This window comes from Alcaligenes sp. GCM10023179 (genome assembly GCF_042653705.1).
Classification (GTDB): Bacteria; Pseudomonadota; Gammaproteobacteria; order Burkholderiales; family Burkholderiaceae_B; genus Alcaligenes; species Alcaligenes phenolicus.
In genome coordinates, this window is sequence record NZ_JBHSIQ010000001.1 from 1,889,311 (window position 1) to 1,903,849 (window position 14,539).

Annotated in this window: 16 protein-coding genes; 8 read left to right on the top strand and 8 right to left on the bottom strand. The window is 55.6% G+C overall.

The features are described 5' to 3' along the window. Positions 1–94 precede the first annotated feature (94 nt). The 3 genes from ACFPDR_RS08530 to mmsB are packed head-to-tail and all read left to right on the top strand — an operon-like array spanning position 95 to position 3,322. Entirely contained in the window at positions 95–1,243 is a 1,149-nt protein-coding gene (locus tag ACFPDR_RS08530) for an acyl-CoA dehydrogenase family protein (RefSeq protein ID WP_021446562.1), read from the top strand. Then, entirely contained in the window at positions 1,240–2,367 is a 1,128-nt protein-coding gene (locus ACFPDR_RS08535; protein ID WP_376910988.1) for an enoyl-CoA hydratase/isomerase family protein, read from the top strand. The genes ACFPDR_RS08530 and ACFPDR_RS08535 overlap by 4 nt, the downstream gene beginning before the upstream one ends. Before the next feature lie 58 nt (positions 2,368–2,425). After that, positions 2,426–3,322 (top strand): 3-hydroxyisobutyrate dehydrogenase, encoded by an 897-nt coding sequence (gene mmsB, locus ACFPDR_RS08540; protein WP_060185101.1) that lies wholly within the window; start codon positions 2,426–2,428, stop codon positions 3,320–3,322. Here mmsB and ACFPDR_RS08545 read toward each other — a convergent pair. Next, positions 3,297–4,148 carry a YgfZ/GcvT domain-containing protein gene (locus tag ACFPDR_RS08545; RefSeq protein WP_230940537.1) on the bottom strand — a complete coding sequence of 284 codons (852 nt, stop codon included), beginning with the start codon at positions 4,146–4,148 and terminating at the stop codon, positions 3,297–3,299. The genes mmsB and ACFPDR_RS08545 overlap by 26 nt on opposite strands. 269 nt (positions 4,149–4,417) lie before the next feature. Here ACFPDR_RS08545 and mltG point away from each other — a divergent pair, with 269 nt between their 5' ends. After that, on the top strand, positions 4,418–5,425 hold the full coding sequence (gene mltG, locus ACFPDR_RS08550) for an endolytic transglycosylase MltG (protein WP_060185099.1): 1,008 nt from the start codon (positions 4,418–4,420) through the stop codon (positions 5,423–5,425). 87 nt (positions 5,426–5,512) lie between these two features. Here mltG and ACFPDR_RS08555 read toward each other — a convergent pair whose 3' ends face one another. Beyond that, positions 5,513–6,322, bottom strand: a complete 810-nt coding sequence (locus tag ACFPDR_RS08555) for a deoxynucleotide monophosphate kinase (RefSeq protein WP_035271701.1) — start codon at positions 6,320–6,322, stop codon at positions 5,513–5,515. A gap of 136 nt (positions 6,323–6,458) precedes the next feature. Here ACFPDR_RS08555 and holB point away from each other — a divergent pair, with 136 nt between their 5' ends. From holB to ACFPDR_RS08570, 3 genes are all read left to right on the top strand, one after another. Next, on the top strand, positions 6,459–7,508 hold the full coding sequence (gene holB, locus ACFPDR_RS08560) for a DNA polymerase III subunit delta' (RefSeq protein ID WP_060185098.1): 1,050 nt from the start codon (positions 6,459–6,461) through the stop codon (positions 7,506–7,508). A gap of 17 nt (positions 7,509–7,525) precedes the next feature. Beyond that, positions 7,526–8,296, top strand: a complete 771-nt coding sequence (locus tag ACFPDR_RS08565) for a TatD family hydrolase (RefSeq protein ID WP_376910989.1) — start codon at positions 7,526–7,528, stop codon at positions 8,294–8,296. 349 nt (positions 8,297–8,645) lie between these two features. Then, positions 8,646–9,542, top strand: a complete 897-nt coding sequence (locus ACFPDR_RS08570) for an ankyrin repeat domain-containing protein (protein WP_239054276.1) — start codon at positions 8,646–8,648, stop codon at positions 9,540–9,542. Positions 9,543–9,705: 163 nt separating this feature from the next. On the opposite strand, the gene ACFPDR_RS08575 is transcribed toward ACFPDR_RS08570, so the two are convergent. The 3 genes from ACFPDR_RS08575 to ACFPDR_RS08585 all read right to left on the bottom strand — a co-directional run bounded on the left by ACFPDR_RS08575 (position 9,706) and on the right by ACFPDR_RS08585 (position 12,215). Beyond that, positions 9,706–10,545, bottom strand: coding sequence for a DUF2789 family protein (locus ACFPDR_RS08575; protein WP_336974367.1), 840 nt, complete (start codon positions 10,543–10,545; stop codon positions 9,706–9,708). A gap of 167 nt (positions 10,546–10,712) precedes the next feature. Then, positions 10,713–11,504, bottom strand: coding sequence for an RsiV family protein (locus tag ACFPDR_RS08580; RefSeq protein ID WP_035271694.1), 792 nt, complete (start codon positions 11,502–11,504; stop codon positions 10,713–10,715). A 12-nt stretch (positions 11,505–11,516) separates the two neighbouring features. Continuing rightward, positions 11,517–12,215, bottom strand: coding sequence for a glutathione S-transferase N-terminal domain-containing protein (locus ACFPDR_RS08585; RefSeq protein ID WP_266107759.1), 699 nt, complete (start codon positions 12,213–12,215; stop codon positions 11,517–11,519). Positions 12,216–12,337: 122 nt separating this feature from the next. Here ACFPDR_RS08585 and arsC point away from each other — a divergent pair, with 122 nt between their 5' ends. After that, positions 12,338–12,682 (top strand): arsenate reductase (glutaredoxin), encoded by a 345-nt coding sequence (arsC, locus tag ACFPDR_RS08590; RefSeq protein WP_115633723.1) that lies wholly within the window; start codon positions 12,338–12,340, stop codon positions 12,680–12,682. A 31-nt stretch (positions 12,683–12,713) separates the two neighbouring features. Here the strand turns inward: arsC and ACFPDR_RS08595 are convergent, their stop codons facing one another. The 3 genes from ACFPDR_RS08595 to ACFPDR_RS08605 are packed head-to-tail and all read right to left on the bottom strand — an operon-like array spanning position 12,714 to position 14,469. Further along, on the bottom strand, positions 12,714–13,286 hold the full coding sequence (locus tag ACFPDR_RS08595; protein WP_009454094.1) for a YceI family protein: 573 nt from the start codon (positions 13,284–13,286) through the stop codon (positions 12,714–12,716). A 53-nt stretch (positions 13,287–13,339) separates the two neighbouring features. Beyond that, on the bottom strand, positions 13,340–13,903 hold the full coding sequence (locus ACFPDR_RS08600) for a YceI family protein (RefSeq protein ID WP_203144570.1): 564 nt from the start codon (positions 13,901–13,903) through the stop codon (positions 13,340–13,342). Continuing rightward, a complete protein-coding gene (locus tag ACFPDR_RS08605; protein WP_376910990.1) occupies positions 13,900–14,469 on the bottom strand; it encodes a cytochrome b in 570 nt (189 codons plus the stop codon). Before ACFPDR_RS08605 ends, ACFPDR_RS08600 begins: the two co-directional genes overlap by 4 nt. Between the last annotated feature and the right edge of the window lie 70 nt (positions 14,470–14,539).

A 14,539-nucleotide genomic window follows, 5' to 3' on the forward strand; every position in this document is an offset into this window, starting at 1 on the left:
CTTGCACTGCCCCCTATGAAACGGCTGATTGTCATCAGCACGACAACTAAAGGGGGCGGCTCACATTATGGTGGGTAAAAATAAGGAGACAGACATGATACTGACAGACGATCAGAACGCTTTTGCGCAAGCGGCTCGCGAGTTTGCACAAGGGGAACTGGCACCGCATGCGGCACGTTGGGATGAGGAACAGATTTTCCCGATCGAGGCGTTCCGTAAAGCCGGCGAGTTGGGTTTTTGCGGCTTGTATGCCCCGGAATCCATCGGCGGCCTGGGCCTGGGGCGTCTGGAGTCCAGCCTGGTGTTCGAAGAAATGGCGGCAGTTGATCCCTCAACCACCGCGTTTCTGACTATCCACAATATGGTTACCTGGATGGTCGGCACCTGGGGTACGGACGAAGTCAAATCCCAATGGGGCGAGCTGCTGAGCAGCGGCCAGAAACTAGGCTCTTACTGTTTGACCGAACCGGGCGCAGGCTCGGATGCCGCCTCGCTGCGGACACGTGCCGAGCGTGATGGCGACGACTACCTGATCAGCGGCAGCAAAGCCTTTATTTCCGGTGCCGGGGACACGGACTTGTTGGTGGTTATGGCTCGTACCGGAGGGGATGGCGCAAAGGGGATTTCCGCTTTTGCCGTACCTGCCGATGCCGCCGGTATCACTTACGGCCGTAAAGAGTTGAAGATGGGCTGGAATAGCCAGTCCACACGGGGCATTACCTTTGAGCGCGTACGCGTTCCTGCCTCGGCCATGCTGGGCCAGGAGGGCGAGGGCTTCAAACTGGCCATGAAGGGCCTGGACGGTGGGCGCATCAATATTGCCTGCTGCTCGGTAGGAGCCGCCCAGGGTGCTTATGATGCTGCCCGTCAATATATGCAGGAGCGCCGCCAGTTCGGCAAGCATCTGGACCAGTTCCAGGCTCTGCAATTCAAGTTGTCCGACATTCTGACCAGCGTGGTTGCCGCCCGCCAAATGGTGCGCCTGGCCGCTTCGCACCTGGACGCCGGTAGCAGTCAGGCCAGCACCTACTGCGCCATGGCAAAGCGTATGGCCACGGATCTGGGTTTTCAGGCCTGCGTGGATGCACAACAGCTCTTTGGCGGTTATGGTTACCTGAAGGATTATCCTGTTGAGCGATTGGTGCGCGATACTCGGGTGCACCAGATTCTGGAAGGCACAAACGAGATCATGCGTGTCATCATTGCACGACAAATCATAGATCTTGGAGCTGATATTCGATGACGGATTCTGTTTTGTTTGATCGCCTGCCCGGCCAGAACGGAAAGGCGATTGGTGTTGCTACGCTGAACCGCCCGCAAGCCCTGAATGGGCTTAATTTGGAGATGTGCCAGCTGCTGTTCAAGCAGTTTCAGGAATGGGCGCAGGATTCCAGTATTGCCATTATCGTGTTGCATGGCGCCGGCGAAAAGGCCCTGTGTGCCGGGGGCGATCTGCATTCGCTGTATGCCTCCATGCAAAAGAACCAGGGTGGTTCGGCCTGGGATAACGAGTACGCCCGCGAATTCTTCGATGTGGAATACCGCCTGGATTATCTGATCCACACCTTCCCAAAACCTATCCTGTGCTGGGGTGACGGGATTGTAATGGGTGGGGGCGTGGGCTTGTTCAACGGCGCCAGCCATCGTGTGGTGACCGATACCACGCGTTTTGCCATGCCCGAAATCTCCATTGGCCTGTTCCCCGATGTGGGTGGCACCTGGATGCTGTCACATCTGCCTGCGGGTATCGGCCATTTCCTGGCGCTGAGCGGCGCGCAAATCAACGCCTCGGATTGCTTGTTCCTGGGCTTGGCCGATGCCTACTTGCCACGGGTGCATTTCGATGCCTTGCTCAAGGCCTTGCAAGCCACGAACTGGTCTGATGAACGTGACGCTCGTGATAGCAGCGTGCATCAGGTCCTGCGTAGTCTGGCAGAGGGCGCTCGCCCCGATACCGGCCCGCTGGAGCAAAACTACGCCATGCTGCGTGATGTCTGCGCCAGTCGTGAGTTTGAACGCATTACACAGGCTCTGCAGCAGTGGCAGGACAGTGCCGACCCCTGGCTGTCCCGTGCCGCACAGACCTTCGCCAAAGGTGCTCCAGGTTCGGCTCGTTTGTCCTTTGAACTGCTGGAGCGTGTACACCACCTGTCTTTGGCTGATGTCTTCCGCCTGGAATACATTGTGTCGCTGCAATGTGGCGTACAGGGTGACTTCCAGGAAGGCATACGCGCACTGCTGATTGATAAAGACAAACAGCCACGTTGGAATCCGGCCTCGCTGGAACAGGCTGATGCCCGCTGGGTGGAACGTTTTTTTGTTCCCGCCTGGCCTGCAGAAACGACTCATCCCTTGGCTGACCTGTGATCCAGGCAGACCGCTGCGGCGCCTGACGGCGCCGTTTTCATAATGACGAGGAGACAAAATGAGTAACACAATTGCATTTATCGGGCTGGGCCATATGGGCAAACCCATGGCGCTGAATCTGCTCAAAGCCGGCCATAGCCTGAAGGTCTTTGACCTGAATGCAGAAGCCATGAAGGAGCTGCAGGCAGCGGGGGCGCAAGTGGGCGAGTCGGCGGTGCAGGTCGCCAAAGACGCGCAGATGGTCTTTACCATGCTGCCTGCTGGCCGCCACGTTCGTCAGGTTTACGAGGGCGAGAACGGCTTGTTGCAGGCCGTGGCCCCCGGCACAGTGCTGGTCGATTGCAGCACGATTGATGCTCAAACCAGCCAGGATCTGGCGGCCAAGGCGGCCAAGCTGGGTCTGTTGATGCTGGATGCGCCTGTTTCCGGTGGTACTGGTGGCGCAATGGCCGGCACCTTGACCTTTATGGTCGGGGGCGAGGATCCAGCGCTGGAAAAGGCGCGTCCTTACCTGGAAGCCATGGGCAAGAACATTTTTCATGCTGGTAAAGCCGGTGCGGGCCAGGTTGCCAAGATTTGCAACAATATGCTCTTGGGGATTTTGATGGCGGGTACCGCCGAGGCCCTGGCTCTGGGCGTTGCTCACGGTCTGGACCCGGCAGTGCTATCGTCCATCATGGCGCGCAGCTCTGGCCGTAACTGGGCGACCGAGCTGTACAACCCCTGGCCTGGCGTGATGCCGGATGTACCGGCTTCGCGTGATTATCAGGGTGGGTTTGCAACAGGTTTGATGCTGAAAGATCTGGGTTTGGCGGCCGATGCAGCCGTGAGCCAAAACAGTGCGACACCCTTAGGCGAACTGGCCCGTAACCTGTTCGCCTTGCATGCCGCACAGGGTCAGAATGCCGGGCTGGATTTCTCCAGCATTCTTAATTTGTACCGTCAGAAGAGCTAAGTTCTGGCAGAGCATAGGGCAGGGGCTGCAATTCCAGCGCCTGTCCTTGCTCCAGTTGAAACTGGCCTTGTTCCAGGTCCGCCAGTACCACTTCCATCAAGACATACAGACGCTGCTGCTCGGCTTGCCAGGCGCGGTTGATAATGCGCGCAGCCGCAACCGGCTCTGCGCCTTGCGAGACCAGGAGCACATCGGCGGCTTCTTGCACCTGTGGTGCCGTGTCCAGAATGGCGCTGCGGGCGGCCATCATGCGGCGCTTGATCGTGCCTCGATAGTGGCTGCGCGCCACCACTTCCTGGCCGGGATAGCAGCCTTTCTTGAAGTTGATGCCGTCGATCAGGTCCAAGTTCAGAGTCTGGGGAATGAACAGATCCTGCGTGTCGGCGCTGATCCAGGGCAAGCCCGCCAAAATATCCGCCGTTTCCCAACGGCCCTCAGAAGCCTGAGCGTTCGTGTCCTGCTGGGGAGAAATCCGCCAGTAGCGATTCAAGCCGTCCAGCTCGCCGGGGGCTTGGATTAAGGTGTCGTCACCATCGCGCTGCAAATTCCAGACCGCTTGGGCAGCGGATTGATCTGCCACACCGTAAACCTGCAACTCGGCCAGACTGATCGTCACTTTGCTGCGTAGCACGAACATGCGCAGGCGCTTGATCAGGGCCTCGCTCAGGTCACGGCGCACCAGGGCATAGACGGTCTCGTCCTGTTCGCGCCACAAGACCATGGTCGCCAAACTGCGACCTTTGGCGGTGCAATAGGCCGCGATGCAGGCGCGGTCGGCTGCCAGATGCTCCAAATCATTGCTGACTTGAGCATGGAGAAAGGACACGGCATCGGCTCCCTGAAACTGGAGGACGCACAAATCAGGCAGGGCGAAAGAGGAGGGGGCTGGCATTCCGGTCATGGCTGAGCGAAAAAAATAAATTTAAACATCAATGATACCGTGTGTGAGGCCGGTTTCAGGGGCATATCCCCGCTGGGATCAGGGCATGAGCTGGATAGCGCAATCCGGTAGCGCGGGCCTGTCCCGGTTTCTGTGTTTGACTGTGACACATATTCAGGAATATGCCGCCTTATTCTGATTACAATAGCGCTCGCATGAAAAAAACTGTCAAGATCTTCTCTGCCCTGTTGGGCCTTCTGGTGGTCGTCGCCTGTGTGATAGCGGGTGGCGCCTGGTATTGGGCCAAGAAGCAGCCCGTGACGATGAGTGCTGAACGCATCGACTATGTGGTGCCTGCAGGCTCAGGCCCCCGTGCGATTGCACGCAGCATGCAGCAGGCCGGGATTGATATTCAGGAAGATGCGTTTGTCTGGATGGCGCGTCTCTCTGGCCTGGATACCTCCTTGCAAGCGGGGGCCTACGAGGCCGTGCGTGGTGATACGCCATGGATGGTGATGGAGCGCATGTCCAGCGGCAATATGCTGCAAACCCGCCTGACCATTCCTGAAGGCTGGACCTATCAACGCATTCGCGAGACGTTGGCGAGCAATCCCCAGGTTCGCCAAACCTTGAGTGATATCAGTGATGCAGACTTGCTGCAGCGTTTTGGCTTGGACGCTGTACATCCTGAAGGTCTGTTCTATCCCGATACCTACGTTTTTGTACCGGGTACGGCAGATGTGGATATCCTGCGGCGCGGGTTTCAGGCTCAGCAGGAACTGCTGGAGCAGCTATGGGCGGATCGGGATGCAGATTTGCCCTTGAAGACCCCGTATGAAGCCTTGATCATGGCTTCCATCGTGGAGCGTGAGACGGGCCACAGTCAGGATCGAGCGCGTGTAGCCGGGGTGTTCATGAACCGTTTGCGCGTAGGCATGCCATTGCAGACAGACCCAACGGTTATTTATGGCATGGGTTCAGCCTATGACGGCCGTATTCGCAAGCGCGATTTGACGACGGATACCCCTTGGAACACGTACACGCGCAATGGATTGCCTCCCACGCCGATAGCCAGTCCTGGCAAGGCTTCCTTGATGGCGACTTTGCATCCCGAAAAGCATAATTTCTATTATTTTGTATCGCGTGGCGATGGAACCAGCGAGTTCTCGACGAATCTGGCTGCACATAACCGGGCCGTCGCCAAATATATTCTGAAACGCTAAACCATTCAGGCCCTAACGGGGCCTGAATGGTTTTTGGGGGCGGTTTGGTGACACTTGTATGGCTGAGCGCTATCCAAGGCCAGGGAGTCAAAGCTTCAAGCCGTGCCGTTGCGTGAAGCCCGTCCACAAATCATGGACCTTGCTGGCCAGTTCTTCCAAGCCTGCGTCATTGCGAATCAGATAGTCCTGGGGGGCGCGTTCTACACCCCATTCGGAAGAGTGCTGGCTGATCACTGGATTGCCAGGGCGTTCGATATGCCAGATCTCTCCACCATGTTCACGGATGAAATTGGCCTCGTTTTCGTAACGAATGTCTTTAATCAGCAGACAACGGGCCTGACTCATATCAGGAAGCTGGTGGCTGGGCAGGAACAGGGGCAAGGTTTGGCGACGCTGCTCGTAATCCGGGTATTCGGCCAGAACCTGATTGCGTAGATGTTCGGCCGCCTGACGCGGACTCAAACCCCAAAAGGCATCCACATGATCCGCCCGCTCATCATCCAGGTGCTCAGGCACCATGCCGTAAATCGCGGCCAGAGCCAGCGCCCAGACCGAGTAGTCCTGAATGCTCCTGGCAAGGGGGGAGCCCGGTCCAAACTCCAGCACATGTTGGGCGCGGCGTAGCCAATGATCGGGATCGCGCTGGCGCATCCAGTCTGTTCCCAGTAGCTGGAAACACTGTCTGGGGGAGCGCTGCCACAGGGCAATAGGCACTTCTTTCAGGCTGTCGTCTGTCCAGGCTTGAGCCGGACTTAGACCAAACAGCACTTCACAGCCCATTTTCACGGGGTCGGCCAAGGCATAGGCGGCCAATAAAGGGTTTTGTGCCAGTAGTAGATTGGCGACGGTATCTTTGCCTGAACGCGCTTTGGCGGCCAGCCCGATCAATAAGCTCACTTCATCATCCTTGGTAGTGGAGCAGGCATTTTACCGGTTCATATTACAATGTGCGCTGAGCTGTTCAAGCGGGGGCGATTGCCTGGTCTTTCCTGCGTGAATCAGGCCTTTTGATGTGCAACCTTGAGGCAATACGGTGTCTGATAGTTTGACTTTTCTACCTTGGCAAATCGCGACCGCCAAAAATTGGCTGGGCAATCAGGAGCGTTTTGCCCATGCCTGGCTGATCCACGGTCTGCCGGGCATCGGCAAGACGCAATTCGCCCGCGCGGCCGCCGCCAGTTTATTGTGCGACCAGCCGGTGCAGGGTCTGGCTTGTGGCCACTGTCAGGCCTGTCAGTGGGTGCGGGGGGGAAATCACCCGGACTTGCGCCTGCTGCGCCCGGATGCGGTTGCGCTGGAAGAGCAGGGGCCAGACACCCAGGAAGGGGACTTGGCCAAAGAGTCGGCTGCCCGCAAAAATCCTTCCCGGGAAATCCGGGTGGAGCAATTACGGCAGTTGCAGCACTGGTTCAATACGGCCACTCATAGAGGCGGGTGGCGAGTGGCGGTGCTCTATCCGGCTCAGGCTCTGAATCTGGTATCGGCCAATGCCTTGCTGAAGGTGCTGGAAGAACCTGCGGACCGCACGGTTTTTCTGCTGGTAGCCGATGCGCCAGATCGGCTGTTGCCTACACTGGTATCGCGTTGCCGCCGTTTGCCTTTGCCCGCACCGGATGCTCAGCAATCGGTGCAATGGCTGGAGCAACAAGGGGTGGATCAAGCCTCGGACTGGTTGGCTGCCTGGGGTGGTGCCCCACTAAAAGCGTTAAGCGCCAGCCAGGATATGAATGCGCCGTGCCCCGATTGGTTAAGCGTCTGGATGGATGGGGTATTGAAAGCAGGCCGTGAGGCGGATTTGTCCTTGGCCGATACGCTGGAAAAACTGCCTGCTCAAGAGTGGATTGACCATTGGCAACGCTTGTTTGTCGATATTCAGCTGGGTGGTTTTGCCCAACCGGCGCGTTACTATCCTTCCCTGCAAAAGCGCATTGATGCCTTGGCAGCCCAATCCAACACCACAGCGGTGACGGAAGCTCTGAAGTGGCTGGTGCAGCAAAAGCGGCTGGGGAATCATCCGCTCAATGCTAAATTGTTTATTCATCATGCCCTGGACCGTTTGCACCAGGCATGTCGTCGTGTTTAAAAAAGTACCGTCTAATCATGTTTGTTGATTCGCATTGCCATCTTAATTTCCCTGAACTTGCTGAAAATCTGGACGACATCCTGGACAAGATGCGCCAGAACCAGGTGGGCTGTGCGCTGGTGGTCAGCGTGGATATGGACGACTGGCCCGGTTTGATGGAGCTGGTGCGTCCCCACGGCCATTTGTTTGCCTCGGTTGGCGTGCATCCGGATTATGAGAAAGTCACCGAGCCTACCGTCCAGGAGCTGATCAAACATGCTCAAGATCCCAAAGTGGTGGCTATTGGCGAAACGGGTCTGGACTATTACCGTTTGCAAGAGCCCCTGGATTGGCAGCGTGAGCGTTTCCGCACCCACATCCGTGCCAGTCGCGAGTCGGGCCTGCCTTTGATCATCCATACTCGCTCGGCCAGTGAGGACACCATTGCCATCATGCGTGAAGAGCAGGCGCAGATTGCCGGGGGCGTGATGCACTGTTTCACTGAAACCTGGGAAGTGGCACAAGCGGCCTTGGATCTGAATTTCTACATTTCCTTCTCCGGGATTGTGACCTTCAAGAACGCTACCCAGCTGCAGGATGTGGCGCAACGCGTGCCGCTGGATCGTTTGTTGATCGAAACGGACTCGCCGTTTTTGGCTCCTGTGCCGTATCGAGGCAAAACCAATAATCCTTCTCTGGTCATTCATGTGGCTGAGAAGATTGCGGAGCTTCGTGGGATATCGGTAAAGGAAGTGGAAGAGGCTAGCGCAGAGAATTTCATCAAATTATTCAGTAAGGTACAGCTTTAAGTTAATCTCGTTTAGAGGTTCTGGTAAGGCTTTTGTGACTGTTTGAGCCAATATTCAGGATCTTGCACAAGGGCGGTTTAAAGTTGATTTAAAACTTTAAGAAGATGATTTAACTATTTGATTTTAAGCGTAAAAATAGAATTTTATGGTATTTTCTCCGTCTTTCGGGCTTGGTTGGGATTCACTTAAAATATTCAATTTTTGTTAGTAATCAAAGGTTTATTGATTATTCTTAAACCTGTTTATAGTTAAATGCTTCCTGCTTGGATAGAGAGAAGCAATTTCTGAAGCGGCATCTATCTGTACTTTCATAACCTGATAAAGCACTTTATGAAAAGGATTTAACAGCATGATTTTTAAAAGAAAAATACCCAATAAAACCATCCTTTCTGTGGTGCTTCCTTTGGCCTTTCTGCTGTCAGCCCCTGTGTCGGCGCAGGAACCGGAGCTTGAAAGCCGAAATTGGTATTTGGCGCTGGAAAATGACCGACCCAACATCATCGAGCAGGAGTTCATCAAGGGGGCGAACCCCAACGCAGTCGATTCCAAGGGCAATCCTTCCTTGATGCTGGCGATCCGCAACAAGTCCTGGAAAGTGGTGGACACTTTGCTGGCTAACCGACAAACCAATGTGAACATCGAGAACGAGGCCCGCGAAACTCCCATGATGTATCTGGCCCTGATGGGGGAGACCGCTCGTTTGCGTGATCTGCAAGCACGAGGGGGGCAGGTGAATCGGGTGGGCTGGTCACCTTTGCACTATGCCGCTTCCAAAGGACATGAAGAGACGGTGCGCTATCTGCTGTCTCAGAAAGCGATTGTGAATGCACCTGCACCAGACGGAACCAGCCCCTTGATGATGGCGGCTTTGTCGGGCAAACGGGCGGTGGTGGATGTGCTATTGGCTGCCGGAGCGGATCCGAGTATGCAAAATGCCCAAGGTTTGAGTCCGGCAGACTGGGCGCGTTCAGCCAATCATGAACAATTGGCCAGTTATCTGGATCAAGCTGTCGCTCGTAAAGCGGCCGCTGCACCAGCCGCAGCGGGGACTCACTCCGGTGGAGCGGTACAGACTTATGGTGTGCCAGAGCGGGTAGAGCAGCCTGATCTGAATCGGGTGCAAACGGTGACGGTAGAGCCCGAGCCAGCTCCTGCAGAAGACAGCTCCAGTTCGAAACCGGCTTCGTCCAGCAGTACCAGTCGCTATTTTGACCTGGATCGTTTCGACAAGCCTGTACAGCCTTAAGTCTGGGGGCAGGATGTAAAAAGGAGCCTTGAGGGCTCCTTTTTTGTTACGGCAATAATCGGGAATGGTTGTAGTGATACTGACGTCCTGCACTGCGTTCGCAGCTGTGGTGACTCAGTATTTCTACAGGCAGGAAACCAAAACCCTTTTTATCTATTGCCGCTTAATTGCCCTTTTCTTGCGCCTTGGCCATATGGGAGGCATGCACAAAGGTCTGGAAACCTTGCAGGTAGTTGCTGAGCATTCTCTGGATATTCTCATCTTGCAGTTTGCCTTCCGCATCAAAGGAATTCTGCGCACGAGACACCAGCAACGAGCCGCCGCTGTACAGGGACACACCCAGCATTTTCAGCGTAGGTAACCAGGCTGCCTGGGAGGAGATCGTGCCAAAGCCCCCCATGGAAGCGCCAATCAGCCCGGTGATACGGCCCGAGAAGATGGCTTTCATGTCTGTGCGAGAGAGCCAGTCGATCCCGTTCTTGAACACACCGGGTACGCCATTGTTGTATTCCGGGGTAACCAGCAAGAGAGCATCGGCGTTCAGGATCTTTTCTTTCAAGGCCAGTACGGCTTCTGGAATGCCGTCCTTGCTTTCGAGATCGCCGTCATACAGGGGGATGCCGTGTAGGGTGGCGACTTCAATCGCCATGCCTTGGGGGGCCAGGGCTTGAGCGGCGTGTGCCAAAGCGGTGTTGAAGGAGCTTTGGCGCAGGCTGCCTGATAAAGCCAGAACGCGGCAAGGGCCGGACAGATTCACCACGCCGGTCGTTTGACGCAGGGCCTCGCTTAACTGGTCAATGATCTGGATCCATTCCGGGGAATCCTGGAGTCGTTTTTCCCGAATGAACTCGGCTTGAGACTCGTTCCAGAAGGGAGCGTCAGCCAGCAGCACGTCATTAGGCAAAGGGCGGTGTTTTTCCAGAAAGCTGGCAATCGCCTCGGGGGTGTTGGGCAGACCCAGTTGAGCAAATAGGTCGTGAAAGCGGAACAAGTTATCAGACATGGTGGTAGGGGAGCTTGGAAGAGGGGATGATCGGACGCTAAGGGCGGGCGCGGCTCCAGTATGTATGGCTAAAGGTTCCGGGCTTTGAGTAGCGTACAAAAAAATACTGTTTTTATTAACAGGCAGCCTGATATAGGCTGCCTGTCTATTTACGGTGACCCAAACGCCTAATTGGCGGGCAGGTAGTCAGGACGCAGAATGCCACGCAGTTCCGAGTAGGGCAGCAGTAGCTCTGGCTGACCGAAGGAATACGGGGCGACCTCGTACGGGTTGTACTTCACCAGCAAGCCCTGATCGGTCAGAGCAATGTTCTGGGCGGGCTGGAAGGGCCACATTCTGTCCCAACCGGCTCGGTCTTCACGTGCCTCACTCAGGCTGGAAACCCAGTTGTTGTGCGCCTGGCGTACCAGTTCCTGGAAAGGCTTGATCTTGCCGGGGGCAATAATGCGGTCCAGAGGCAAAGCGGTCTTCAGGCGATTGTCCCAGTTGATGAACTGGGTTGCTGTAATGCCGTGAGCCGCACCTGTCATGTAGATGCCCGAGCTTAGCTCTACGACCGTCAGATCCCGGTTCCGGTAGCGCGTACGGGCGGATAAATGCACTTCGTCACGATTATTGGCGGTGGCCCAGTAGTAGTTCTCGAATTCCTTCAAACCGCGATAACCAGGATGGCGCTCAGAGATAACCGTCATATGAGCCAGGCTTTCATCGACCAGCTTGGTCAGCTCGGCATTGCCGGGGAAAATCAGAGATTTCACTTCCAGGCGCGGGCATTCACCGGTACAGCCTGGCTTGACATGCTTGTAGTCCAAGGGCTGGGTAAAAACGCCATCTTTTTCAGTCTGATCCTGGGTTTGCGTTGGAATCAGGGAGATATTGCTGGGCGTGCTGGAACACGCAGACAGAGCCATGGCTGTCAGGCCAATAAGCAGCAGCTGATAGGGGCGCTGTAAGGTCATGGGATCGTAGTCCTATCGGATGGTTTTGGAATCTTGGCCAAAGAGGATTTGACGGGCCTTGTCGTCATGGACGGGCGAGCCGGGGTTGATCTGTTCGACCAAGGCATAGGCACGCTCAGTTGCGGGACGCGCGCCAATACGCTCAAACCAACGCTTCAGATGCGGGAAGTCGTCCAGATTCTGGCTTTGGCGCTGGTGGGAGACAATCCAGGGGTAGCTGGCCATATCGGCAATGGAGTAGTCCCCAGCAATAAAGTCGCGCTGCTCCAGATGTTTGTTCAGCACGCCGTAGAGACGGCCAGTCTCACGCACATAGCGGTCGATCGCGTACTCGATTTTGACGGGTGCATAGACATTGAAGTGGTGATTCTGGCCTGCCATGGGGCCCAGGCCACCCATTTGCCAGTACAGCCACTGTAAGGTTTCGGTACGTACTCGCAAATCGGTCGACAGGAACTGGCCGGTTTTTTCTGCCAGATATTGCAGAATGGCGCCGGACTCGAACAGGGAGATAGGTTCGCCACCGTCTTGCGGAGCCTGGTCCACAATGGCGGGAATGCGATTATTGGGGGCGATACGCAGGAATTCAGGTTTGAATTGATCGCCTTGGCCAATATTGATGGGGTGGATGGTGTAAGGCAGACCGGACTCTTCCAGAAACATCGTGACTTTATGTCCGTTGGGAGTGGTCCAGTAATACAGGTCGATCATGTGTTCTCCTGGCTAAGTGAAGACGCTGGCCTGTCTGCAGCAAGCTACCCAGATGACGTATCCGGCGGCGCTGGGCTACTATTGTTCGCCTGAATACGGTTTATAGGAAGTCAAAGACTGTCATGAGCAAAATCTATCATAATCCGCGCTGCAGCACTTCGCGTAATGCCCTGGCCATGATGCGTGAAAAAGGTCTGGAACCTGAGATCATTGAGTACCTGAAAACACCCTTGTCGCGCAGCGAACTCAAAACTCTGATTGCGGCAACGGGCTTGACGGTACGCGAGGCCATGCGCAGCAAAGAGGCTGTTTACAGCGAGCTGAACCTGGGCAACCCCGATCTGAGCGACGAAGACTTGCTGGCCGCCATTGAAGCCCATCCCATTTTGTTGAACCGTCCTATCGTGGTGACAGAAAAAGGGACGCGTCTGGCGCGTCCCCTGGAAGTGGTTCAGGAAATCCTTTAAACAGACTTCCTGAGTAGCGAGTGCTTCGCTATTACTGGGCAATGGCTTCCAGCGCAATACGGATAGTGACTTCATCACCGACGTAAGGCACGTTGGCGGCCATGCCAAATTCACTGCGCTTGATCTCGATCTTGCCGTCCGCGCCCAGGGCGGGTTTGTTCATCATGGGGTGCTTGGGCATGGTCAGGAAGGACTCAATGGTCATGGTCACGGGCTTGGTAATGCCCTTGATGGTCAGATCGCCCTTGGCGGACACAGGCTTGTCACCGTCGAACTGAATGTCCTTGGACACAAAAGTTGCTTCGGGGAACTGCTCGGTGTCGAAGTGATCCTTGCCCTGGATGTGTTCGTTGAACAGGGGAAAGCCGGTGCTGACGGAACGGGTGTCGACTTTCATGTCGATGCTGCCGGTCTTGGCTTCCTGGTCCAGGGTAACGGTGCCTTGTGCCTTGTCAAAGCGCTGGCTTTGCGTGCTCAGGCCCAAGTGCTTGTAGCTGAAGTGCACGAAGGTGTGGCTGGGTTCAACCTGATAGGTCACCGGCGCTGCCTGAGCGGCAAAAGCAAATAGAAAACTGGCGGACAGGGCAATCACTGGCTTGATCATGAGGGTGTAATCCTTGTTATGCAGGGAGAGGGAGGGGGCGCTGATGCGTCTGCTTACTTGGCATCAATCTTGAAGTTGACGGTGATCTCGTTGGCCACGATGTCGTAGCTGGACCAGGAGCCTTCACCGATGGAAAAATCGCCACGCTTGATTTCAAAGGCACCGCTAAAAGTGGCTTTGTCGCCTTCGGGAGCCATGGTCGCCATGACAGTGACGGGTTGCTCACGGCCTTTGATCTGCAGCGTGCCTTGCACTTCATATTGCTGGTCGCTGACAGCGCGGAAACTCCTGGAGCTGAAAACGGCCTGGGGATGCGCGTCAATATCGAACCAGCGCACGTCTTGCAATTCATCATCGGCTTCTTCTGAGCCGGTATCAACGCTATCCAGGGCGACCTTCAAGACCACCTTGGACTGATCCAGGGCGTCGGGGTTGAAGTTCAGTTCGCCTTCAAATTTACGGAACTGACCATCCAGCTTCACACCCATCTGGGAATACTGAAAGCCGATTTCGCTATTTTGGGTGTCCAGAGCCTGGTAGTTCTTGGCATTGACGGCCAGACTGGTGCTCAGGCCCAGAGAGCCGATCAGCAGGGACACGAAGACAGATTTTTTCATGATTTGGCTTTGCCTAAAGTAAAGGTGATGCGGCCAAGCAAGCCGTCACGGTCTATGAACTGATGCTTCAAGGCCGCCAGAACATGCAGGCTGACCATGGCAATCAGGGCGTAATTCAAAAAGATGTGGACTTGGACCAGCAGCTCGCCCAAAGGTTTATCTTTGGAAACCAGATCGGGCAGGGGGATCACGCCAAACCACACCGTCTGAAAGCCTTTGGCAGAACTCATCAGCCAGCCTGTCAGGGGAATACCAATCATCAGCAGGTATAAAGCGGCATGACCACAGTGGGCCAGAGCCCGGCTGAAAGCAGACATGCCATGGGGTAGAGCAGGGGGGCGGTTGAACAAACGCCAGAGCAGGCGCAGGATCACCAGTACCAGCAGGGAAATACCGGCCCATTTGTGCCAGGAATAGACTTGCAGTTTCAGAGGGGACAGGGGCAAGGTTTTCATGGTGTAGCCCACGGTCACCAGGGCGGTCAGGGCCAGTGCCATCAGCCAATGCAAGATGCGTGCGATTCGGGTGTAGCGTTGGCGATCCACTGGAACAGGGGTGATGCTCATTGATAATGCCTTTCATTTACGAAGCCAAGAAACTTTAACCTGTTTGTAAGCATCGTAAAAGACCAGATTT

What these genes read in the sequence shown, in the direction of transcription:
- ACFPDR_RS08530 (WP_021446562.1), top strand. Translation starts at nt 95, where the DNA reads ATGATACTGACAGACGATCAGAACGCTTTTGCGCAAGCGGCTCGCGAG.
- ACFPDR_RS08535 (WP_376910988.1), top strand. Translation starts at nt 1,240, where the DNA reads ATGACGGATTCTGTTTTGTTTGATCGCCTGCCCGGCCAGAACGGAAAG.
- mmsB (WP_060185101.1), top strand. Translation starts at nt 2,426, where the DNA reads ATGAGTAACACAATTGCATTTATCGGGCTGGGCCATATGGGCAAACCC.
- mltG (WP_060185099.1), top strand. Translation starts at nt 4,418, where the DNA reads ATGAAAAAAACTGTCAAGATCTTCTCTGCCCTGTTGGGCCTTCTGGTG.
- ACFPDR_RS08565 (WP_376910989.1), top strand. Translation starts at nt 7,526, where the DNA reads ATGTTTGTTGATTCGCATTGCCATCTTAATTTCCCTGAACTTGCTGAA.
- ACFPDR_RS08570 (WP_239054276.1), top strand. Translation starts at nt 8,646, where the DNA reads ATGATTTTTAAAAGAAAAATACCCAATAAAACCATCCTTTCTGTGGTG.
- ACFPDR_RS08575 (WP_336974367.1), bottom strand. Translation starts at nt 10,545, where the DNA reads ATGTCTGATAACTTGTTCCGCTTTCACGACCTATTTGCTCAACTGGGT.
- ACFPDR_RS08580 (WP_035271694.1), bottom strand. Translation starts at nt 11,504, where the DNA reads ATGACCTTACAGCGCCCCTATCAGCTGCTGCTTATTGGCCTGACAGCC.
- ACFPDR_RS08585 (WP_266107759.1), bottom strand. Translation starts at nt 12,215, where the DNA reads ATGATCGACCTGTATTACTGGACCACTCCCAACGGACATAAAGTCACG.
- arsC (WP_115633723.1), top strand. Translation starts at nt 12,338, where the DNA reads ATGAGCAAAATCTATCATAATCCGCGCTGCAGCACTTCGCGTAATGCC.
- ACFPDR_RS08595 (WP_009454094.1), bottom strand. Translation starts at nt 13,286, where the DNA reads ATGATCAAGCCAGTGATTGCCCTGTCCGCCAGTTTTCTATTTGCTTTT.
- ACFPDR_RS08600 (WP_203144570.1), bottom strand. Translation starts at nt 13,903, where the DNA reads ATGAAAAAATCTGTCTTCGTGTCCCTGCTGATCGGCTCTCTGGGCCTG.
- ACFPDR_RS08605 (WP_376910990.1), bottom strand. Translation starts at nt 14,469, where the DNA reads ATGAGCATCACCCCTGTTCCAGTGGATCGCCAACGCTACACCCGAATC.